Here is a 21,718-nt window from a genome sequence, read left to right as displayed (position 1 = left end):
TCATTATCGAAGAGGTCACCGGGCAGTCTTACGCAGAATTCATGGAGACAACTTTCTTTCGCCCTCTGGGGATGGATCAGACCCATCTCTTAGACCAGCGGAGAATTGTACCGCACCTGGCGCAAGGCTATGCCTGGAATGACGGCGAGTTGCAACGGAATCGCCGAGTTTGGCAGTTCGCTCTGACGTCCCACTTCGGTGTGATGTCCTCACTTGACGACTTGATTCGCTGGGAGGCGGAACTGTCGGACCCGAAACTTATCAATCGCAAGGCGCTGGAAGCCACTTGGGAGATCCAGCGTCCGTTCGATACAGGCCGGCAATGTGATACTTGGGGCTATGCCCGCGGCTGGCAAGTGGTCGTCGCGAATGGGCGCCGCATTCTCAATCATGGTGGCTATTCCGGTACGGCTTATATTAGAGACGTCGACACCGGATTGTCGGTTATCGTACTTACTAATCGTGAAGATACGCCGAATGCGCTGTCTCCACTTTCGCTTGGGTGGGAAGCTGCACAGGCTGTCGACTCTACTATCCCGAGCGATGGCTACAGGTGTTGGGAGTAGGTTATATATCCACATAACGATTGCTTCAGCGGACGTAGGCGCGTAAAGCTCCTCTTCGCAGCGTAGGCCATATTTGCGCCTTCGCTGCTGAATTTTTGCATCAACGTCCGCTCCTGGCACTGTCGGTCCGCTACGAGCAGGGAGCGGACCTTTGGCCTTTTTTGAAATTCTCTGCTTGCTTTAACTAGTGATCAACCGTCCTGTTTTTAGTAAGTAAAGATGAAGTTAACTACGCCCGGCTCACTTATCTTAGCAATATTGTAAAGCTTGTTATTGTGTTGTTTATTCAACTCGTTTACTGTCAATTAAATAGTAAAAATCAAAGCTGGATATTGTCCCGCCCGATAGAGTGAAAACTAACACACTCAAGTTGTCGTGGCTCGTTCCGACGGGCTTGGCAGGGTAGGGTGATCAGTAATTTATAAAATTAGCAACCAACAGCCTAATAAGTCAAACAGCGCGCAAGCGCAAGATACAAACGTTAGCTGCTATGAGGCTATTTGAGGTACAAGCATGGTAGATCTAGTCACGTCAGTCTCTCTTTGGGAGCTGGTTAAGCATGCTGGAAGCTGGGTTGTCAACCTAAAACGTGCCAGCACAGCGCGCAAAAAAGAATCTGTAAACGCACTGCGACAAGTTATTCTTGCCGCACAAGAGACATCTGTTTATGTCCGTCAAATTAATGAAACAGGCCGTAAAGATCACAAAACAGAAGCTGAATTAAGTAAAGCTTGGACTGAACTTAGTTTTAGGCTTGAGGATTTAGGTATTGAGGCCTTAGCACAGCGTTGTAGGATGAAGGGCAAGCATTGGGCTGCTCCTGGTCAATTTGAAAGTGCGGAGTTAGAAAAAGCGGATATAGGTCTTGAAAAAATGGAGTCGTTGGCTAGTGAAATACTTTCTGAAATTCGCAGCTAACCCCCCCCTTCAACTCCGCGCGTGGGGCTTCCGACGGATATTGTGTGGCCTTCGGTTATGAACGACGTGCCAGAGGGAATAATGACAGAAATGTTACTTCTCCGAAAATCGCTGAAAATACTTCCACAAATATAAGTTTTTGGGTGGCAGAGATAGCTGCTTCCGCTGCAATATCGGGTGCTATTGTAAGCGGGCTTCTGCAGTTCTTTAATGAGTTAAAGAGGAGCAAGAGAGCTTTTAGGCTTGAAGAGAAGAAGCTTCGTGCAAATATTATTGCTAGTGAAAGCCTGGGCTGGCTCCAAGATATCCGTGAATGGTTATCTAGCGTCTGTACTCATCTGGATATGCAATACAGCTTTTTGAAGCGCCCGGGCACTCCACCTCAGCTACAACAAACTCTGGATGACTATTCATTTTCTGTCATGCAAGAAGTTCATCATATAACTCTGCTTTTGAAGCCAGACAAGCCAGATCATAGGGAGCTAAAACGATCGCTGGCTTTCAAACAGAAGATTATGCTGAAGTATTTCATTCGCAAGTCCGGAACGCTACCGCAGATATACGGAAGACGCTATACGCTCATCGAAAATATTGCCGACAACGCACTGACAAGCAGTGCAGCCCCCTTAGGGCCAGATCAAGGAGCTCGGTTAATGGCTAACAAGTCATTCAAGTCCTCTCCCAAATTTTGCGTTTCGGCTGGACGCGCAACCTCACCCCGCTTAAATAAGCGGTATACCTCAATCGTACAAGGCATCCAATAAGGACTAAATTATGGGTAGAGCAAAAGAATGGATGATGGAGCAGGAAGCTCTTGAACCGATGTACGAATGGATCGAAGAAAACTATGCTGGCGAAGAAGGCTCCGAAGAGTGGGAAGAGGCTGTCCAGGCTTATGAGGAATATTGTGAACACGAAGAAGAATGGTATCAACCAGAGGAGTTAGAGTGGTATATATACACCCAATCCCAAGTTGGTAAGTTTGAGACACAAATCCAAAGTGTTCGAGAAGCTTTTTGAAGTGCAGGCAACTCAAGAGACGCAATTCAGCTTACTTGCAATGTTGCATGGGCACATCGTTGCGGCCGTTGAATCATACCTAGCTTCAACATTTATTCATAAGGTTACCAACTCAGAGGCTTTAATAAGAAAGCTTATTGAGACCGACCCAGTATTCTCAAAAATTAAATTCACGTTAAAAGAAATTTATGAAAAGCACGAAAACCTGCCGTTACCAGTAGCATCTTATCTGAGAGATCTTATCTTCCACGATATTGCAAAAGTGAAAGCCATGTTTACAGAGGTTCTCGGTTGTGATTTTTGCGATATAACTTGGCTTTTGAAGCGGTAAATATAAGACATCACTGTGTCTATAGGGCGGGTCTCGATAAAGATGGAAATCAAGTCAATCTCACAAAGGAGTCCATACAGACGTTAGCCTCTAAATCCAGTGCTCTTATTTATTCGGTGGAGAGCAGTATTAGTGGGTTCCAATAGATAGATTTAGAGTTTTAGATGAAAAAACGCTACTCAATTAAGTCACTCTCAAGTTTTCTCCATTCAAAATAGATCCTAGCGTCCGCTCTAGCACAAATCTGGCAGTCATAAAATAACTGGGGATAACTCCGTCGAAAAAGACCTATTAGGTGATTAAAAACTAGTACCGGACACGACTTCGAGCTCTTGTTAACTAAATTTTCTCAACGTCCTATTTTAGGTTGATACATCGTTAATTTGCCATAAAATCAGTTACTCGGTTAAGCAGGTTATTCGATAAAGATAGTATGTACCGCTATGAGATGGATTTATCGAGACGCGCGGCAATACTGCCTCTTATAAAACTTGCCACCCCAAAAACAATTTAGTAACTTAACGAAAGAACAAAAAAATGCGCGCCAATGGGGTTATGTCAGCAAAACTGGTGGTTCAGCAACCGCACGTGAGCCCGCTCAGATAGTATCATCAAGGAAGCGCCTTTCTTTTTTGCTCGGTTTTCTTTTGGTTGCTGTGTTGATTCGTGCGCGTTGATACGCGGCGTAGCGCTGAAAGATAAAGGCTTCCGCTATATTTATGAGTTTTAATGGGCACGGGTGTTGTCTCATAGATACAACGCGTGCTTAGTATTTAAATATTAGATTTAGGTTGAAATTCAAATATTAAAAAGGAAGTTAGTATGGCTGACGAAAAAAAAGAAAAGGCTCCTCGTAAAAAGCGACTGAATCAGTCTGATGTACCAGCATATTCTCTTGAGCATGCCATGCGAGTGTCAATAGCAGTGTTTGAAAATTATGCAGGAGGTCCCGCTAAGCCTATTGACGTGGCCGCAGCTATGGATTTGTCACCAACATCTTCTCAGTTCCGAATGCTAACCGGTTCTTCTATAGCCTACGGCCTTACCGAAGGAGGAGCGCAATCTCAGGAGATAGCGTTGACTGATTTAGCGAGGAAGATTCTTGAACCTCTTGAAGAGGGCACTGATATGTATGGGAAGCGAGATGCTCTCCTAAAGCCAAAAATTATTGGTGAGTTTTTAAGAAAGTATGACGGTTCTCCTATTCCGAAAAATCAAATAGCCGAAAATGTGCTGGGAAGCATGGGGGTTCCTAAGGATAGAGTATCAGATGTGTTGGTTCTTATTTTAGCGGGCGCCGAAAGCCTGGAACTCATTACCGAAATTAAAGGGAAGAAATACGTCAATCTAGCATCCACAAGAACTAAGCCTTCACGCTCATTGCCTGAGGACGATGAATCTGTTTACGAAGCCGATGACTTTTCAGGCCAGACTTTTTTGAATCAGTCAGAAGTTCCCAATTCACCTTCTAGTCCACAGCCGGCGCTTTCTACCTCGCATAGCAAGAAAGTATTTATTACACATGGGAAAAACAAAGCCTTCATTGAGCCTATTAAGAAGCTGTTAAGTTTTGGCGAGATGGAAGCGGTCGTTTCGATGGAAAAACAATCCGTATCTCAGCCTGTACCAGAAAAAGTTATGAATGATATGCGAGGGTGCGGTGCCGCAATAATACATGTGGAGGATGAGCTAATGCTCTTGGACAAAGAGGCGAAGGAGCATGTCATGCTGAACCCCAATGTATTGATAGAAATTGGAGCGGCAATGGCGCTCTATAAAAAGCGCTTTATTCTTTTGGTCAAGGACGGTGTAAAGTTGCCAAGCAACCTTCAAGGCTTATACGAAGTTCGTTATACCGGGGAAAATATGGATGGCGAAGCAACCATTAAGTTACTAGAAGCAATTAATGTCATGAAGGCAGAAAAAATTTAACGAGCAACGGTAGGCAGACACAAAAAAAGCGCCGCCGCTTTGGCTGTAATGCTTTACTAGGGATAAAGAAGAAGGGATACCGTGAAAAGAGTTGGCTTTATAACAGACAACATAGATATTGAAGAGCCGATATCTAAAATATTGCTAAATTTTGACGGGCGGGAGGAGATCCGTGTCGAGACAATAAATCGACTGAATCCTGAGTTACCGACGATAAATAAAATACAGTCAATTCTAGAAATGTGTGACGTGATTGTATTTTATATATCTAAAGGTAGTCCTAATATTTACTATGAAATTGGCTTGGCTCATGGCTCAAAAAAGAACGTAATAATTATAGCTGATTCTCATCGCAATATTCCCTTCGACTTTTCTTTCCAAAAATGCATCATTACTGAAGGTAACAGTTTCGAATACGTGGCGTATGAAATATTTCGGGCTATAGATGATAGTCCTAAGTCGAACGTCCCTATCCATTTTTCAAATATCGATTCTAGTTTCATCTTTGAATCATATTTTAACGATTATGCGCCTGTCCTTAGATATCGAGATCTTTATGCTTTCAGTGGGTCAAAAAGAAATAGACTTTTTGAGCAATGGTTTCTTGATTTAGCAAGGAACATAAACCAGTGGAAAGTGATCGAGTCTGATAAACCAAACGTGCGGGATTCCTTTGATTTTATGCTATGGAATTCAGCAGATGATCCAGAGTTACAATTGCTTGGAAATCCTATACCCGTAGAGCTGAAAGCGCTCAACTTCCTGAATGCCAATCAGTGGTCCAGACTCGCAGAAAGCATTAGAAAAAAAGGGCTTCGGAGTTTGCTTTTATTGACAACAGCGAAAAATAAAAGGAATGCCGCTTCATTCGCAAACAGACTGAGAGAAGAATATGGAGTTTTAATTGTCGCCTTAGACAGAGACGACTTAATTGATATAGAAAAACCAAAAGACCTTTACTTGGCAATAAGACAACAGCTCCTGAACATTATGTATAGAGGTGGCTAATGTTTGACTCAGCGACCTTTGCTATGCATATAGACTCTGTTGATGATGCAGAAACTAATCACGATAAAGGTAAATCTCTAGAGCGCTTGTCGAGTTATCTTTTTAACTGTATTGACGGGATTGAAGTAAGAGAAACTAATATTAATGGGCCAGCAGAAGAAGTTGATCTTCTCTTATGGAACGCAAAAACATCAGAAGTATTTCAACCTTGGGATAACTTGATATCGGTAGAGTGTAAAAACTGGTCACGCCCCGCTGGCGCTCATTTGATAGACAGCTTTGCGGCCAAAATTCGGCTAAAACATCTTACAACTGGGGTTTTTATAGCCGCCAATGGAGTTACAGGAGACTTCGTGAATGGAAATGATCAAAATAGAGGTGCCGTTTATCGATTACACGAGCATCTTACAAGGGATGGTATTCGAATAGTCGTCGTAAGAATGGATGACCTAAGAGATATTTACGAGATTAAGGAATTTATTGAGTTGGTAAAAGATCGGTATTGCAAGATCTATATGCATCGAGTGTTCTAGTTTAATAGTTTGTAATATCTGGATAAAGTGTTCGTTGCATTCAAAATTAGCGGTGAGAAAAGGGTGAGACAATAAATCGGTTACGATTTAAAGGGGGAAAAGTTAATAGTCATTCCGTGCTGGCAAATGCACGAACATCTTAGTTATTGGTCGGTCTTAAGGCAATGAAAACAGTTATAGACCTCGGTGGCTACGTTCGATCGACCGTGAGATGATTGTTGTGAATCCTTGCTATCAGTATGTTGTGTGCAAGACTGTAATTAACCAAGCCGTTGTAAATTAGTCAAGGAAGATAAAATGAGACTGAAATCGCTAACCATCGAAAATTTTCGAGCCTATCAACACGCCACTACTGTCGAATTTACGGATATGAATGGCCTTATCGGCCGCAACGACGTCGGTAAAACGTCCATATTAGATGCATTAGGGATTTTTTTCGGCCATAAACTTTGCAAGTACGATTTCGGTGATAAATCTGTGTATGCAGGAAAGGAGGATGATGTTGTTATTACCTGTGAATTTGATGCGTTGCCCGGTGAACTGATCATCGATACTGCTTCAACAACATCGCTTCAACAAGAATATCTCGTCACAGAGCGAGGTACGCTCTCGATTTCCAAGGTGTTTAATAAAGGGAAGGGAAACGGTACTTTTGTCGCTAACTGTTTACATCCTTCTGCAAAAAACGCAAAAGGTATTTTGTTAAAAAAGCATGATGATTTGAAGCAATTAGCAGGTTCACTCGGTGTTGTGGCAACGGATAATCGTTCAAGCGCTAGCCTGCGTACTGCAATATATGAATCCATAGATGATTTGAAGCTCAAGGCACAACAAGTGGCGCTGTCTAAGGAGGATGGCAAGAAAATTTTGGAACAAATCCAGAATCATTTGCCGCATTTTGCGTTGTTTAGAGCGGATAGACCGAGCACTGATGAGGAAGCTGAAGTTCAGGATCCTATGAAGATGGCTATTACCCAAGCCATCGAATCTTTGACTCCTCAATTGGAGGAGATAAAAGAACAGGTCAAGTACAGAGCGTTGGCCGTAGCAGAAAGTACACTTTCGCATCTGAGTGAATTAGACCCTGAGCTGGCGACATCACTTACTCCAGATTTCAAAGCTGATCCCAAATGGGAAGGGATATTTAAGCTGTCATTATCAGGTGACGACAATATTCCTATCAATAAACGGGGTAGTGGTGTTCGCCGGCTAGTCCTTATTAGCTTTTTTAAAGCTGAAGCTGAACGTATAAAGCAACAATATCAGGACCGTGGCGTTATTTATGCTATCGAGGAGCCTGAAACCTCCCAACACCCGGATAAGCAGAAACTGCTTGTTGAAGCATTTTGTGAAATGGCTGACAAAGATGGTTGTCAAATAGTTGTGACGACCCATGTACCTGCACTTGCTGAACAACTTCCCGTGGATAGTATCAGGCATATCTTCAGAGGAGACACCGGTGAGATAGAGGTGAATGCCAACCGAAACGATGTTTTTGAACTTATTGCCAAAGATTTAGGTGTGCTTCCTGATAGCAGAGCCCAAGTGATTGTCTGTGTAGAGGGGCCGAACGATATTGCCTTTTTTAGGGGAATGTCCAGAGTATTACTTAGTGAAGGTTATGATGCGCCCGACTTCGATAATGATCCTCGGGTAGTAATTATCCCCCTCGGGGGCGACACATTGAGAGACTGGGTGAATAATCATTATCTTAAGAGTATTGGCAAACCAGAGGTTCACATCTACGACAGAGATGATAAGACCCCTCCTAAGTATCAGGCCACCTGTGACGCGGTAAACGAGAGAGGGGATGGTTCAATTGCGTTTGTCACGAGCAAACGGGAAGCTGAAAACTATCTTCACCCGGATGCTATTGCCGAAGCGCTAGGGGTAACTCTAGAGTTTACAGATGATTGTGACGTGCCAAATCTTGTGGGTGTTCAGTCGGGTGTAAAAGATCAGACAGCAAAGAAACGGCTTAACCGGAGAGCGGTTCAGAAGATGACGAAGGCGCGGCTCGATGAACGAGATCCTGATGGTGAACTGCTAAAGTGGTTTAGTGAAATTCAGCAACGGTGCCACTGATGACCTATTGTCAGATCTAGTATCGTCAGAAAGAAAACTTAGGATAAAGTATGACTAAAGACGTCGAGATAATATTTGAAAAATTACAGAAAAAAGAAAAGGCCAGATCGTTCGACAGTATTGAGTATGCACTCTTCCTTACATTCGACATAAACGATCTGTGTGCGCAGTACTTTTCTTATCTTAATAAGACTGAAATAAGAAATAATTTTATCAAACATATATTGGAGCGTATTGAAAGGCGTGGGGAACGGCTTCCAGAAAACTTTATCGAGAAGCTTTTAAGAGAGTTTTATATAGCTGAAGGAAGAAGGCGAATTTCCTTAGGGACCAGCATCAAAATATTTGGTTCTGGATTAAACAAAGCTCAGCGACTGAAGTTCATAAAATACCAACTGCTATCTCCCGCAGTCCTTGATAGGAAGCGAGCGTTCTCCCTGATAGATGCGGCGGCAATAAAAGATGTTGAAAGTATGCTTTGGGAGGCATGGAAAAAATACTCTGATAGTCATTGTCTTGAGGTGCTTTCTAAGTATGGAAGCTTATCGTTCTTGTCCAACCACTTTCTTCAGATTTGGAATGCCCCGAATATCAAGTTTAGGGTCAAAAATGATGTGCTTAAGCGCGTTGCCGTGGATGACTTTAGTAAAGTTGAGTTCTTAAAAAAAGATGCCCCGGTGTCCTTTCTTTCTGCATCTATCGCTGCAAACCGTTCCGTTGATGATGAGTTTGCTTTATCGGTTGTGCACAGTGTAAATAAGATAAATGAACTGGGATATTTTTTTTGGTGCCTTGGTAAGCTGGGTAAAAAAGAACTACTGTTAAAGCTCCTCGACAATATCGATAGTATTGAAAATCAGATTCCAATTGAGACGTGGGAACCAGAGTTTTATAGGTTTTGATCGGAGCCATTGACCAAGTTAGTAAAATTTTCGGATAGCTTAGTAGGCGGCAGGTGGGTGGCATTGCAAAGATCATGAAGGGCAATAAAGACGAGGATCCCTGTGATAACTTAGTGGAAAGAGCGCTGATTTCGGGCATGGACATTTTTGTTTGTGCTTATGTCGGTTTTGAGCGAATAGCGGACCTTCTGACTTTCAGCCTACTTCAACTAGTGACTAGCCGTCCCGTTATTAGTAAGTGTGGGCGTCGCTAGCGATGCACGGCACATTCACTTCGGCAACATTGTGCGCTTTGTTGTTGTTTTGTGTATTTAAGTCGTTTACTGTCAATGACATAACAAAAAATTAGAGTTAGATAATGTGTGTACGTTAGAATGCAACTGAGCATGCTCAAATTACTTTACTAACTCAGACCATTCAAAAGGCAGCTATGGTCGCTTAATCAGCAACTTAAGAGCTCGCAACTATTCAATTGAAGAGAGTACAAAGTGCGCACGCAAAATATATAAATGTTAGAAAAATCGAGTTCTTATAGATTCAAATTTCAGAGTCCCGAATGATGAAAAAAAAGCGTATTTTACCACCCACCTTTGGTGGGGTTGAGGAAGGTAACGTAATTTGGCATCGGCTGGATGATATAGATTTTGACGAGTTAGGTTTTATCCTAAGTTGCCACTTAATAATCGAACATTATATGGATCAGTTTTTGATGACTGGCTCAGATAGTAAATTCGGCTGGGACTCTGCAAAATTGAGCTTTTCGCAGAAAATGGCTCTAATTAGTGGTTTAACTTTTCCTGATCCATATGGTTTTATGCCAGCAGTAAAGCATCTTAATTCTGTTCGTAACCAGTTCTCACATAAACTGAATAAACGATTGACCGAGAAAGATATGTTACCAATTAAATACTATCTAGAACAATATGTAAGTTATGAAAATAAAAGCTGGCCTGTGCCTACTGATTTTAAAGATATGCTAGATCTGTTTACTACTATCACTTGTTCATTTTTTGCCGGGTCTATAGCGGCAAGAGTGAAGTATGAGGCTGGGACCTGAATCTATGAGGTATAAGCTTTCTAACAATACGCATCACTCTCTCCCGTTGGTCTTTGGGACGTCAACCCACTACGCGGCTCGTCGCTCGTGTGCTTTGCTTTAGATTGCTCTTAGGAAAATTGCATGTTTGAAGAAATTATAAAAAATGTTAAAGAGCAGTTAGATGAATCCTCTGAGCCGTATGAACTTTCAGAGCTATTAGAAAGAAGTTCTTTACACCTTTATGAGCTAATAAATGCTTCTGAAGACGAAAATCTAAAAGAGCTAAATTTAGTCTTTGAAGAGTTCAATAAAAGAAACTATCTGAGGTGGAAAGATGGTTTTCAAAAACTAGAGATGCTTCGTCAAATTTCAATTGAAGCTGGCATGGAGTTTCAAAAGCACTTTTTATCTATTCCCGAATATGAAACCGACCCATTGCTTGGCGTTTTGATGCGCCAGCACGCGAATGCTTGCCGTATTACAGGGGAAATAATTCTGCTCCTAAAAGGGGGCTACCCTGATGGAGCTCTCGCAAGATGGCGCTCACTATTCGAGATTTCGGTTACTTCTTTGGTTATTAACAAGTATGGACGTGATGCCGCTGAAGATTACGTTCGTCATGGAAAGGTTAAGGCTGTTGAGGGAATGGAAGAGTACCAAAAGACAGCAAAAGATATGAACCTTCAACCATATGATGGAAGTGAAATATCGGCTGCTATAGCTTTGAAGGAGCAAATATCAGGTGGAGAAAGCCACTTTCATTGGGCTAGTAAATACGCAGGATTTTCAAAGCTTGAAAAATTGCGCGAAGATGTAGGGTTAGGAAAATGGTCTCACAACTATAAATTGGCAAGCAGGAATGTACACGCTAACTACAGCGAAATGTTGTCATTGTTTGCAATGTCTGAAGCAAAACAAGATATTTTGTTAGTTGGCCAATCGAATTCTGGCATGGTTGAACCAGCACACATGACAGCTATAACCTTAGCGCAAATCACTTCGGCATTTTTAACAGCACATATCCATGAAGATAATGAGCTTGATTACACTACTTCAACATTGTTTCTGATGCTGATTCAGCGATACGTTGATGCTGTCGGAGAGTCATTTCTAAAATGTTCAGCGAAATCACAAACACAATCTAAAAAGCCACTAAACACAGACGCCGCAAGCGGCGCAGGTTAGTGGAGCGTTAGATTTACATCCGAATCAGCATCAGGAACAGCATCAGCATGAAGAGAATTAATATTGAGTTACTAAGAAAAGGAGATGTAGTGTTGACTACGTCTTCCCAAAAGAAGCCTAGCGGTATAATTAGATCTGTAACCAAAAGTGACATTTCTCATGCAATGATTTGTGTGTCTCATGGCTCGGTAATTGACTCTACAGGCGATGGTGTCCAAGCGCGTAATATCCAAAAAATGTTTTATGATGACTCCTGTGAAATCTATATCTTACGACCGAAAGACTCTCTTTCAGAGGATGTGATAACAACAATAGTGAGCTATGCAAGAGCATCAACGGGAACTAGATATTCTTTGCGTGAAGCAGTGGCATCGGTTAAACCTCAATTGGATAAAGTAGGTGGGAAGCGTCAATTCTGTTCTCGAATGGTGGCGAGAGCATATGCGCATGGAGGTGTAAAACTGGTTGATAACCCAGAGTTCTGTACGCCTGAAGATATAAAAAAATCTAACTCATTAATACATATCGAGCCATCAGCATTGCCAGTTAGCGAAGAGGAGACAAAGGCAGTTCAGGAAGAAGGTGATGGGACCGAAGAAATGCGGAGAGTTACCAACGTCCTGCTCGGCAAGCTAAGAGAGCTGGATGATAAAGTCGAGTCGGTGAATGACATTAATCATTTTGTTGTGCAAAACCCAGAACTGGATGGTGCAGTTAGCAAAATTATTGAAGAATCAGGCTATCTGGGCCTCTGGAAGGTCGAACTAACTCGGTTCCCTTGGCGATATGATTCAGTTCAGATGGTGCGGTTTTACCATTCTCTAGACGATCAAAAAGTTCTTTTAGATTATTGCAGAGAAACCATTTATCAGGATAAAAACGGTGATTTTTATCACTGGGAGTCAAATGCTAGGGCATATAGCGATTTGGCAAATCACTATGGTTATAAAGTGTTCAGGCTTTTTGCAGAGCTATATCTCAAGCTAAGCTTCTATCATTCGCAGCGAGTTAAGGCTGCTGAGATTTTGTGAAAGGTTTACGGCAGCAGTGACAACTAGCCATCGCAATCTAATAAGTTGCTGCACGCGGAAAAATTACTCGCTACGATCCCAATTTTCCGGTGAGTAAGGCGTTGGGGCACCAAAAGCTAACAGGGTTTTTATGGTATGCAATTAGACGAACAAGGTAAAAACTTATTATCTCTATTGGTGTTGAGATTGGATGACGCTGTTCCCGGTAGGCCTGACACATATATTGGTTATAAAGATTGTCATGACTTGCTGAACCTGCCAAAAATTCGGGAAAAGTGGGGTGAGAGCTTAAAAGCCCAAGGTTTAAACTCACTAGCAGCCTGGACAGCCGAAAACAACGTACCCGCTATTACTGGTTTAATAATAGATAAATCTTCGCTCGAGCCGGGTCCTGGCTACTTTTCTCTATTTGGAGAGCAAATAAACCCCTATCAGTGGTGGGAAAGCGAAGTACGAAGATCTAAAAGTTACGATTGGTCTTCCTTTGTAAATGAGAGCTTCAATTTAATCCCAAGTGATATAGATGTTCCTGATAGAGAAGATATCGTCGTTTCTCGTATCATACGTGACACGGCGTTATCTCAGCGCGTGAAACGCCTGAATAATTATGAGTGTCAGTTTTGTGGTACGTCAATTGAAATGCCCCAAGGAAAGAAATACGCCGAAGCCCATCATATTAAACCGCTCGGTAGTCCTCACAATGGACCGGATGTTGTGGAAAATATGGTGTGTGTCTGCCCTAATCATCACGCGATGCTAGATTATGGAGCAATAACGATCGACGTTACAAAATTAAAATCGGCTGGTGGCTATATAATCTCAAATGAATTTATCCAGTACCACAACGAAAATATCCATAAGCCCTAACAAGGAGCTGTTGTCGTTGCTATCGCGGCCGGGACAGCCTGCGCGTTGCTTCGGCTGCCAAAGCTTGGCGTTAGGTTAATTGGGGGGCTAAAATGTTTCTGCAAAGCTATGTATTTCCTATTTGCCTTTATAGCCTGATTGATGGAAAGGCAAATATCCAAGAGTTAATTGGATCAGGCTTTTTTATTAATGATGGAGGCTGTTTTCTCACAGCTAAGCATGTAATTGAAAGTGCTGTTGCCAGTGCGACCGCAAAAGATTGCTTGGTGGGGCTTGTACTTAAAGGTGAGAATGGAAAGAGTGAAAAATCAGTTATTTGTGAACTGAAGGACTATGAATTCGCGCCAGATGGTTACGACATTGCTATCGGTGTAATAGACTACCATTGCGAGTCGTTATTGACATTAGGTGAAAGAAACGTCGAGCCTTGGCAGGATGTCGTAACCTACGGATACCCACTACACGCTGTATCCGGAAACCCGGAGTTGCTTAGGTTAAATATTCGATGCCATAAAGGTTATGTGCAGCGTTTGCTCAGACCTGAAGATGCCACTTTAACGCCTATTCCTAAGGGGTTCGAATTGAGTTTTTTACTCAGTCGTGGGCTGAGTGGCTCTCCGCTGTTTATACATCAGCAACAGAAAGACATAGTAGTTGGTGTATGTGTTGGCTCCTTTCGTACAGAATTAATCGAAGATGAGTATCTTGAAGTAATGGAAAACGGAAGCGAATATAAAGAGACAAAGTTAAAAATTGAGGAGTATGGCATTGCACATGATATTAGGCCATTACACAGCTGGAAACCCAAGATTCTTAATGGGACGTCTTTGTTCGAAGCAACAGTTTAACCTAACAAACGCCTCAATTACGACGCTCGCAAGCTCGCGCCTATTATGCGGGCATTATGCGTTTGAGTCATCCGAGCCCCGAGGTGTTTGACTTTGGAAATAGTTGAAAAGAAATACAGAGGTACGCCAATTGACAATAAGAAATACGCAGTAAGGCTAACGAAGTTTATTGAACACCTTGTATCAAATGGGAAAATCATCGAGGCCAAGTACCATTTTAAGAATCTTTTCGAAGCAAAGCCAAATCATGCCAGAACGATTCGATTAGGGTATTTATTATCGATAGCGACATTCGACAATGAAGGAGTTTGTAAGTTTGATGAGCTGCTATACCGCTCTAAACCCAAGGATATTGAGATATATTGGTTTCGTTTGAAATATTACCTCTCTGTTAATGATTATAAAAATTGTGAGGATTGCTGTACGTTTCTTTTATCTAAACCGATAAAAAAAGAGTATCTAAGAACTATTATTGAAGCCTGTCTGAGTCTAAATAATTATGTAATTTCAATTCAATTGGTTAAGTATCTCAAAAAAGAAAAAATGACATTAAGTGACATCGGAAATAAGCATTTAAAGAAGATTCTGCTTGAGAGATTTATCAATGAACTTGTAAGGGTTAAATGTGGCTAAATATCTTGTTTTAAAGATCCTTGACAGTAGAAGTATATCGTTACCTTCGACGCAGGTGTATGGGGTGGTGGAATTTAGGTCACATAAGTCGGATTCCGAAAGCGAAGCAAGTGCACTAAAAGAGTCTGCGGTCGATAATCGAGCAGATTTCGACCAATATGCTTTTTGTGCAAGAATTGCAACTGTTGTTGATGCTGGCAGCATAGCTGAAGCAATTGAGCTTTCAGAAAATATATTCTCAGAAGTTCTTGATCTTAAGTCTGTAGAATTTGCAATATCAAACTTAAAAACGTCAGATGTAGGCTTTGTTAAAGATTTAGAGTCCGGGAAAATTCACCCAATAAAGAAAACTCAGTATGAGCCATCAATGTCTTTCATGGTTCATCAAGGTGATATTCAGCGAATAGATTTTGTGAATTATATATTATCTCTGACGAATGAGCTTGGAGCACGTTATCAACGGTCATTGCATTGGGTGCGAAATAGTAAGCATGAGAAAAATATTCAACTAAAAACATTGTTTTATTGGTTCGCAATCGAGGCGCTTGTAAAAGAGTCGGAAACTGACAATATTGAGGGCGTCGTTCGTTGGTTTTTAGGCTTTCCAAACGGGAAGCATCGAAATGATGTCTCAAAGTCACTTCTCACAGGTTTGGCCAATCATCCTAGGTACAGCTATTGGAACAGGAAGATCATTGACGTGGTTGATGAAGTTCGAGTTTTTAGAAATGACTCCGTCCATTCTGGTTTTAGGAGTGTTGATTTTTCAATGAAAGAATTAGAGCTATATAGCCAAGTTATGGTTCATGCCGCTTCAAGGTGCCAGGCTGCAGTTCAGGCAGCATTGATTAATAGGATTAGTACAGTTTCAGAATTCAAAGAATATATACCTGCAATATTTGAGGATAACCGTAATATTATCAACGATGTGCATGGCAATATACTGTTTACACTCGATAGAATTGAGAGCGCATAATAAATTGCTGCACTCGGAAAAATCACTCGCTGCGTTCCTGATTTTCCGGTGAGCAAAGCGTTAACGTCCGCTCCTGCCACAAAGCAGACATTGAACTCCACGCTACTTCTCCCGCGCCCCAGAAACCAGTCCAATAACCTTATACAAGTCATTCTGCTCAAATTCAAAAAGCTGCTCAGTCTGAACCCGGCGCACAAGCCCGAATTCATAACCTGAGTACACGGCTAGCACATGGATGCGTCAGCTCCGTGATTAAAACTTTACAAAGTTATGTAAGGTTACCGTAAAAGCCCGTTATCTCAAAAACTTAGGGCGTACACTAGTGGTCGAAATTGTAAGTTTTTGTTCCAGAGATTCTACTGTGGGCAAATACTGATCCCCAGCGCTGACAACGCATGTTTTCCGATCAGCTGCTAACCTTAGTAGATAGATCGCGGCGCAATGATCTTGTCCGCGGTCACCGTATTTTGATGTTTTGAATGAAAGACAAGGAGTTCGCATATGAAAAAGCTCATGGTAGCAGTAGCAATCTCGTCAGCATTGATCGCTGCGGGTTGTACAAGTCAGGCAAGTAATACGCAGAAAGGTGCCGCTATTGGCGCAATCGCCGGCGCCCTGATCGGTAAAGGTACGGGCGATCACGATAAGAGCCGCTACATTTGGGGTGCCGCAGTAGGTGCTTTAGCTGGTGGTGCAATCGGTAACTACATGGACCGTCAGGAACAAGAGTTCCGTGATGAACTTGCCGGCAGCGGTATTGAAGTTATCCGTGAGGGTGACAATATTCGCCTGCAGATGGCGAACAACATCACCTTCCGTACTGACAGTTCTTCCGTTAACCCTAGCTTCGAACCTGTTCTGAGCGACGTAGCCCGGGTACTGCAGAAGTACGAAAAAACCACCATGATTGTTGAAGGTCATACCGATAGCACGGGTACCTCCGAATACAATCAGCAGTTATCAGAGAATCGTGCAGCAGCTGTTGCCGCTGAACTGATGGAAGACGGTGTGGATCGTCGCCGGTTAACCGCAATCGGTTACGGTGAAAGCCAGCCAATCGCTTCGAACGATACCGCAGCCGGCCGCCAGGAAAATCGTCGCGTCGAGCTACGTATACTGCCGAATAAAGAATAAATTCTAATAAGTAAATATCGGCTCTAAAGTTCATCGCCAGAAGATGCCTTGAAAAAGGTAGCTTCTGGTCGATGTTTATCTCCGTTTATTCTTTATATAAAACCTCGCATCTAGCAAGATCGTCAACCAATCAAATATTCTTCGCTATCAGGTCAGCCTTCAAGAGGCCGCCTTTCGTGAGTAATTTCGCCGAGAAATTAGGCCTTCTGCGCGCCTTATAAGCTTCCAGAATCTTTTTCAGCCCATCGGCTTCAAGCAGCGAAATATTTACTTCGGTATCCATTTCAGCGGATTCGATAAAGTCGGTCGAAAAACGAGGCGCAATAATGAGAACTTGTGCAACTCGCTTGCCTGCGGCTTCACAGCGACTGACATAGGCTTTTATTTGTCGCGAAGTCGATGAGTACTTAGCAAAGTCACCGTTCTTTGATGTTTTGGCCTCACCAATGATGATGTCGTCTTCGCTAAGCGAGATCATGATGTCGGCCTGGTCTTTAGCCGTATTGATGCTCCGTCGCAGATCTTCGTCTACATCAAATCCTAATTCTTCAAAGATTGCTTTAGTGACTTCTTCAAACTTCACACCCAGTTCAGGCTCAGAAATTTCAATTCCTTTCGCTTTTAATCCAGCCAAATCGCGACAGGCTAGTAATTCGTAGTGTTCAATCAGCTTGTCGGTAGCGTGTGCAAAGCACTCCAGAATAACGAAGCGAGCGTTTCCTCGCTTGGTCACCCCCATACTTTCTTTCAGTTCTTTTACTTCTTCATTGGAAAGCATGAACAGAATATCGTGCGGCGTTATGGTCAGCCCTTTGAGTCGCTCTACATCGAGTTCGAGGTTGTCTTCAATTTCGTATTCTTCTTTAACCCGTGAAACAAACTTAGGGATATGCTCCTTGAGCGCCTGATAGAGTTCTTTATATCCGGCAGCACTTAGCGCGTTAAACTCAGCATCTGTTGACGTGTTTAATGAATCGATGATCAAAGCGCATCGTTCTTCGATCGTCGTCCCGAGCTTTTCAGTTGCCAGGTTGAGGTCGTCGATTAGGGTTTTAAGGCGATCTTTACGCTCATTCAAAGAAGCATCGTCGGCGTGCATGTCTTGGCACAGAATTTGGGTGGCGGTAAGCCCCATATCCTGGATCGTTTTCAACTTCTGGGTCCTTTCTATGCCTCTTATCCGCTTATCATGAGACTTAAGAACGTTAGAAAGTTCAGCATCAGAAAACGTCCGCAATATACGCAGCAGATGGCGGCCCGAGAGATCGCGCCCCTGTAGACGGAGCAATAACGAAACAACTTCATCAGGCACATATATTGTCTGGTGTTTACGGCTTACAAACAGTAAACCGAACTCCCTAAGTTTATCTATACAGTCCTGCACACCCGTCTTCGGAACAGGATCAACCAGGTGCTCAACTGCTGTGCGATCGTCGTCCGTGATACCAAGTTGTCGGGCGACAACATTTAAAATGCCACGTTCATCATCAGTTATTTTTGCTTCGCGGTTAATTCGCTCATCGTTTTTAAATGCCTCAACTAAACAGGCGTGATAAATGGCAAGGCGTTTTGCCTCGCCGAAGGATTCATCCACGGCGGCGCTGCTGATTAATTCTTTGATTTCGCGCGCACGGGAATTAATCTTTGTTAGTTCTTTTGTGTACAGTCTCTCGATCCAGGAGATCTTGGCGATGCAATTTCCGTCACGGCTCAGGATTTTAACCAGCACATCAGCTTGAGCGCCGGTCAGGGCAAGCTGCTGTCGCACCAGTCGTTCAAAGTGGGGAAGTACGAGATTAAATAACTGAATAATTTCGCCGTTTGAGGCATTTTTGAGTTGGCCATCAATATTCTTTACGCTCTTGGCAAGAGCTTTGTCGCAATCCATGGCATCAACACAGATACGGTCAATAAAATTAAGAAACTTAGATTTTTCGACCTGATTTACTGAAGAAAGGACATTAGAGAGTTTCATATCGCACCGGCTCCGTGGCAAATGAATTGTTATAAATTCTTTGCCTCAGAGTAACGCAGATTAAAAAATATACAAATAATTTGTGCGGCGAGATATGCCAGTAGTAAAAGTCGGTTACTCCAGGTCCTCAATCAACCGTACAAAGTCAGGATTGTTAAGCAGCAGCTCGTTGCCAACCCGAATCAGGGTGTCGGTTTCTTCAGCGCTGAGTGACATAGACGTTGGTATCTGATTTAGAAAAAGTCGCTTCTTGGGCTGCTGCACACCGTCAAAGCTGAGCTCGATCAGGTAGGGTTCTACCGGGGCCCAGTACTCAGAAAGTTCGTCGGACCAGCGATTCATGCTCTGGCGGACCAGGCTTATTGTGGCTGAGTTAGAACGGTGCACCTGGGCGTCTGTGGCTGCACTGACTATTGCCTGCAACGGTGGCACCTCTTTGCTTGATTCAATGGCGTAACGTGGCTTTGCGGCCGCATTTACGCTGATTATAACCAGTTTCGACGATGGCTTATTCCCGATCCGCTTCATAAAGGCTTCAATGCCGCCCCCGATCTCCACGGTTTCGTAGAATGCCATTAACCCCAGGTTATCTGTTATGCCGCCGTCAGCCAGGTGGATGTATTCGCGTTCGTCTTTATTTTCGTAGGTTTGCAGCGCTTCGATGGTATTTAGTAAATGCGGGGCCAGAATGGCTTCCTCGATCTTGCTTACATCAAGATGCTTGAGATAGGCCTGCGCCGGATTCGAGCAACCTTTGTGGTTTTTGAGTACCACCGGGTTAAGCATCACTGGCACCGCTGACGACGCCGTTACGGCGCGAGCGATGGGGTAGCTGGCGATGTCGGAGCAGAGCAGGTCAAAGTATTCCTGGATAAACGAGAAGCGGATGCCGCCGCCAAGATCCGTCGCGTTCATGATGATCAGCGGCGCGTTGGCTTTGCCCAGATCGGAGAAGGTGGCGTTGCCGAATAGCCGCTCTTCATAAATCCGCGAGGCAATGTCGGTGCGGCCCTGGCGGGAGAACCAGAACAGCGGGCTGGCGATGCCGTACAGCCATTCGCTCATGTAGTCGGGTTCAAGAAAGTCACGCCGGAAATCCTCGAACAGACGCTCACCGTAGAGGCCATAGTAGGCGGCGAGAAAGCTGCCGCCGGATACCGAGGTGATCATATCGATTTCGTCCAGTAGCCGGACTTCTTTGCCGTCGAGCATGATGCGGGTGTCACGCAGCGATTCCATCACCCCGTAAGAAAAGGCCGCCGCGCGGCTACCACCGCCGGAGAAGGCCAGGATCAGGGTGATGTCGTCTGAGCGTGCTAAGTCGGTGTTGTAGCCCTGCAGCGAATAGCCGCCGTTTTGCTCGGCCGTCGCCAGCGACTCATTATCTATGGCGGCTATGGAAGAGCAGCCCGACAGGCTCAGCAGCACTACGGAAGCCAGGGCAGAGACTAAGGACGTGCTTGCAGATTTTTCCATTCAGGTACAGGTACTCACAAATTTGTTATTGAGCGATTGTCGCCCCGGGGCTAAAAACATGCCCGTAAGCAGAACCAGAAGCCCCGCCGTAAAGGCGACCAGTATCCAGAGTAACACGGCTCTGGCCCAGTTCTTCTTATTAGGGTTAGTATCGTCGTTAAAACTCCAGACAAACAACATGATGACGCCTATTACCGGAATCGACAGTATCAGTAAGGTGACAAACCACTCACTGGTACGAACTACCGGATGGGGTTTGTCAGTGACATGGCCTTCCATAACGCCTCCTTCTATAAAGACTCTGCTTTATTGACCCTAGGCAAGCGGAGTTAGGTTGTCAATAAATCGCCTACAGCCGATCGCGCAGGAATTCGGTGGTTACTTTCATGGCGGCACTCATATGCAAGCGGCTGCGATAAACCAGGTGAACCGGGGTAGCCGGTGGAATAAAACCCGGCAGTAATTCGGTTAGCTCGCCAGCGGCTAGTTCCGTTACTACCTGGTAACGCGGTAAAAACGCGATGCCCATGTCCGCCAGCAGCGCATGTTTAAGTGCCAGATTATTGTTGGCGCAAAATGGGCCGCTTACCCCCACCGTGACAGCGCGACCCTGATCCTGGAACTGCCATTGCCGCTCGGCTGCATGAAAGCCGTGTAACAGGCACTGATGTTCACTGAGATCGTCCGGCTTTTCCGGTGTGCCGTGCTGTTTCAGGTAGGGCGGCGTGGCCACCATGGTCAGTGGCAGGTCATTGAGCCGCCGGGCAATCAGGCTGCTGCCTTCAAGCACGCCGCAGCGCAGCGCCAGATCGATATTTTCTTTGACCATATCAACCCGTTTGTCGTCCAGTACCAGTTCAGCTTTTAATTCCGGGTAAGTTTTTAGTAATTCCGGCAGCAGCGGAGCGACCTGAATGGAGCCAAAGGTCACCGGTGCGGTTATTCGTACGATGCCGGATGGTTGCTCGCGGAAGCTGCCCAGATGATGCTCTGCGGCTGCGGCCTGGCTGACTATCTGCTGGCAGTAGTCGTAAAAGGCACGGCCTTCCAGGGTTACTGTCATGCGCCGGGTGGTTCGCTGCAGCAGCCGCAGGTTCAGGTGCTTCTCTAAGCGGGCGATAGCCTTGCTGACGGCACCTTTGGATAAATCCAGCGCATCGGCGGCGGCACTGAAGCTGCCGGCCTCGACAACTTTGGCGTAAATGGCCATATCACTTAAGCGTTCGAGCATCATGAGCGGGATCGGATTGTTTACGTAT

The 21,718-nt window shown here is 44.1% G+C and carries 22 protein-coding genes; 18 read left to right on the top strand and 4 right to left on the bottom strand.

Annotated features, from left to right (window positions below):
• The 18 genes from IDSA_RS05495 to IDSA_RS05415 form a co-directional block, all read left to right on the top strand.
• Positions 1–566 (top strand): serine hydrolase domain-containing protein (locus IDSA_RS05495; protein WP_034774855.1); only part of this gene is annotated, 566 nt, incomplete at its 5' end.
• Positions 567–1,079: 513 nt separating this feature from the next.
• Complete coding sequence (locus IDSA_RS05490) at positions 1,080–1,484, top strand: hypothetical protein (protein WP_034774854.1); 405 nt, start codon at positions 1,080–1,082, stop codon at positions 1,482–1,484.
• A gap of 44 nt (positions 1,485–1,528) precedes the next feature.
• Positions 1,529–2,248 carry a hypothetical protein gene (locus IDSA_RS05485; protein WP_034774853.1) on the top strand — a complete coding sequence of 240 codons (720 nt, stop codon included), beginning with the start codon at positions 1,529–1,531 and terminating at the stop codon, positions 2,246–2,248.
• 10 nt (positions 2,249–2,258) lie between these two features.
• Positions 2,259–2,504: a hypothetical protein gene (locus IDSA_RS11820; protein ID WP_051986087.1), complete on the top strand. Its 246-nt coding sequence runs from the start codon at positions 2,259–2,261 to the stop codon at positions 2,502–2,504.
• A 1-nt stretch (position 2,505) separates the two neighbouring features.
• Positions 2,506–2,835: a hypothetical protein gene (locus IDSA_RS11815; protein ID WP_051986086.1), complete on the top strand. Its 330-nt coding sequence runs from the start codon at positions 2,506–2,508 to the stop codon at positions 2,833–2,835.
• An 822-nt stretch (positions 2,836–3,657) separates the two neighbouring features.
• Positions 3,658–4,767 (top strand): TIR domain-containing protein, encoded by a 1,110-nt coding sequence (locus IDSA_RS05475; RefSeq protein WP_034774852.1) that lies wholly within the window; start codon positions 3,658–3,660, stop codon positions 4,765–4,767.
• Positions 4,768–4,848: 81 nt separating this feature from the next.
• Positions 4,849–5,775: a TIR domain-containing protein gene (locus tag IDSA_RS05470; RefSeq protein ID WP_034774851.1), complete on the top strand. Its 927-nt coding sequence runs from the start codon at positions 4,849–4,851 to the stop codon at positions 5,773–5,775.
• Positions 5,775–6,308 (top strand): restriction endonuclease, encoded by a 534-nt coding sequence (locus IDSA_RS05465; protein WP_034774850.1) that lies wholly within the window; start codon positions 5,775–5,777, stop codon positions 6,306–6,308. Before IDSA_RS05470 ends, IDSA_RS05465 begins: the two co-directional genes overlap by 1 nt.
• Before the next feature lie 297 nt (positions 6,309–6,605).
• Positions 6,606–8,393: an ATP-binding protein gene (locus IDSA_RS05460; RefSeq protein ID WP_034774849.1), complete on the top strand. Its 1,788-nt coding sequence runs from the start codon at positions 6,606–6,608 to the stop codon at positions 8,391–8,393.
• A 50-nt stretch (positions 8,394–8,443) separates the two neighbouring features.
• Positions 8,444–9,295: a hypothetical protein gene (locus tag IDSA_RS05455; protein ID WP_034774848.1), complete on the top strand. Its 852-nt coding sequence runs from the start codon at positions 8,444–8,446 to the stop codon at positions 9,293–9,295.
• Between the two features lie 556 nt (positions 9,296–9,851).
• Positions 9,852–10,352 carry a hypothetical protein gene (locus IDSA_RS05450; RefSeq protein WP_051986085.1) on the top strand — a complete coding sequence of 167 codons (501 nt, stop codon included), beginning with the start codon at positions 9,852–9,854 and terminating at the stop codon, positions 10,350–10,352.
• Between the two features lie 123 nt (positions 10,353–10,475).
• Complete coding sequence (locus IDSA_RS05445) at positions 10,476–11,519, top strand: DUF5677 domain-containing protein (protein WP_034774847.1); 1,044 nt, start codon at positions 10,476–10,478, stop codon at positions 11,517–11,519.
• Between the two features lie 47 nt (positions 11,520–11,566).
• On the top strand, positions 11,567–12,550 hold the full coding sequence (locus IDSA_RS11990) for a YiiX/YebB-like N1pC/P60 family cysteine hydrolase (RefSeq protein WP_084694047.1): 984 nt from the start codon (positions 11,567–11,569) through the stop codon (positions 12,548–12,550).
• Between the two features lie 135 nt (positions 12,551–12,685).
• Positions 12,686–13,417 carry an HNH endonuclease gene (locus IDSA_RS11810; RefSeq protein WP_051986084.1) on the top strand — a complete coding sequence of 244 codons (732 nt, stop codon included), beginning with the start codon at positions 12,686–12,688 and terminating at the stop codon, positions 13,415–13,417.
• 92 nt (positions 13,418–13,509) lie between these two features.
• Positions 13,510–14,265, top strand: coding sequence for a S1 family peptidase (locus tag IDSA_RS05430; protein WP_034774846.1), 756 nt, complete (start codon positions 13,510–13,512; stop codon positions 14,263–14,265).
• A 93-nt stretch (positions 14,266–14,358) separates the two neighbouring features.
• Positions 14,359–14,898: a hypothetical protein gene (locus IDSA_RS05425; protein ID WP_034774844.1), complete on the top strand. Its 540-nt coding sequence runs from the start codon at positions 14,359–14,361 to the stop codon at positions 14,896–14,898.
• Positions 14,891–15,874 carry a hypothetical protein gene (locus tag IDSA_RS05420; protein WP_034774836.1) on the top strand — a complete coding sequence of 328 codons (984 nt, stop codon included), beginning with the start codon at positions 14,891–14,893 and terminating at the stop codon, positions 15,872–15,874. Before IDSA_RS05425 ends, IDSA_RS05420 begins: the two co-directional genes overlap by 8 nt.
• 501 nt (positions 15,875–16,375) lie before the next feature.
• Positions 16,376–17,008 (top strand): OmpA family protein, encoded by a 633-nt coding sequence (locus IDSA_RS05415; RefSeq protein ID WP_034774834.1) that lies wholly within the window; start codon positions 16,376–16,378, stop codon positions 17,006–17,008.
• 130 nt (positions 17,009–17,138) lie between these two features.
• On the opposite strand, the gene IDSA_RS05410 is transcribed toward IDSA_RS05415, so the two are convergent.
• The 4 genes from IDSA_RS05410 to IDSA_RS05395 form a co-directional block, all read right to left on the bottom strand.
• Positions 17,139–18,983 (bottom strand): hypothetical protein, encoded by a 1,845-nt coding sequence (locus IDSA_RS05410; RefSeq protein ID WP_034774832.1) that lies wholly within the window; start codon positions 18,981–18,983, stop codon positions 17,139–17,141.
• 114 nt (positions 18,984–19,097) lie between these two features.
• Complete coding sequence (locus IDSA_RS05405) at positions 19,098–20,459, bottom strand: patatin-like phospholipase family protein (RefSeq protein WP_084694046.1); 1,362 nt, start codon at positions 20,457–20,459, stop codon at positions 19,098–19,100.
• Positions 20,460–20,738 carry a hypothetical protein gene (locus tag IDSA_RS05400; RefSeq protein ID WP_051986082.1) on the bottom strand — a complete coding sequence of 93 codons (279 nt, stop codon included), beginning with the start codon at positions 20,736–20,738 and terminating at the stop codon, positions 20,460–20,462. It abuts the gene before it with no gap.
• 70 nt (positions 20,739–20,808) lie between these two features.
• Positions 20,809–21,693 carry a LysR family transcriptional regulator gene (locus IDSA_RS05395; RefSeq protein ID WP_051986081.1) on the bottom strand — a complete coding sequence of 295 codons (885 nt, stop codon included), beginning with the start codon at positions 21,691–21,693 and terminating at the stop codon, positions 20,809–20,811.
• Positions 21,694–21,718 lie beyond the last annotated feature (25 nt).

It is taken from the genome of Pseudidiomarina salinarum, assembly GCF_000753715.1.
Lineage (GTDB): Bacteria > Pseudomonadota > Gammaproteobacteria > Enterobacterales > Alteromonadaceae > Pseudidiomarina > Pseudidiomarina salinarum.
The sequence above is the reverse complement of the archived record's forward strand: the minus strand, read 5'-3'. Positions and strand labels throughout refer to the sequence as shown.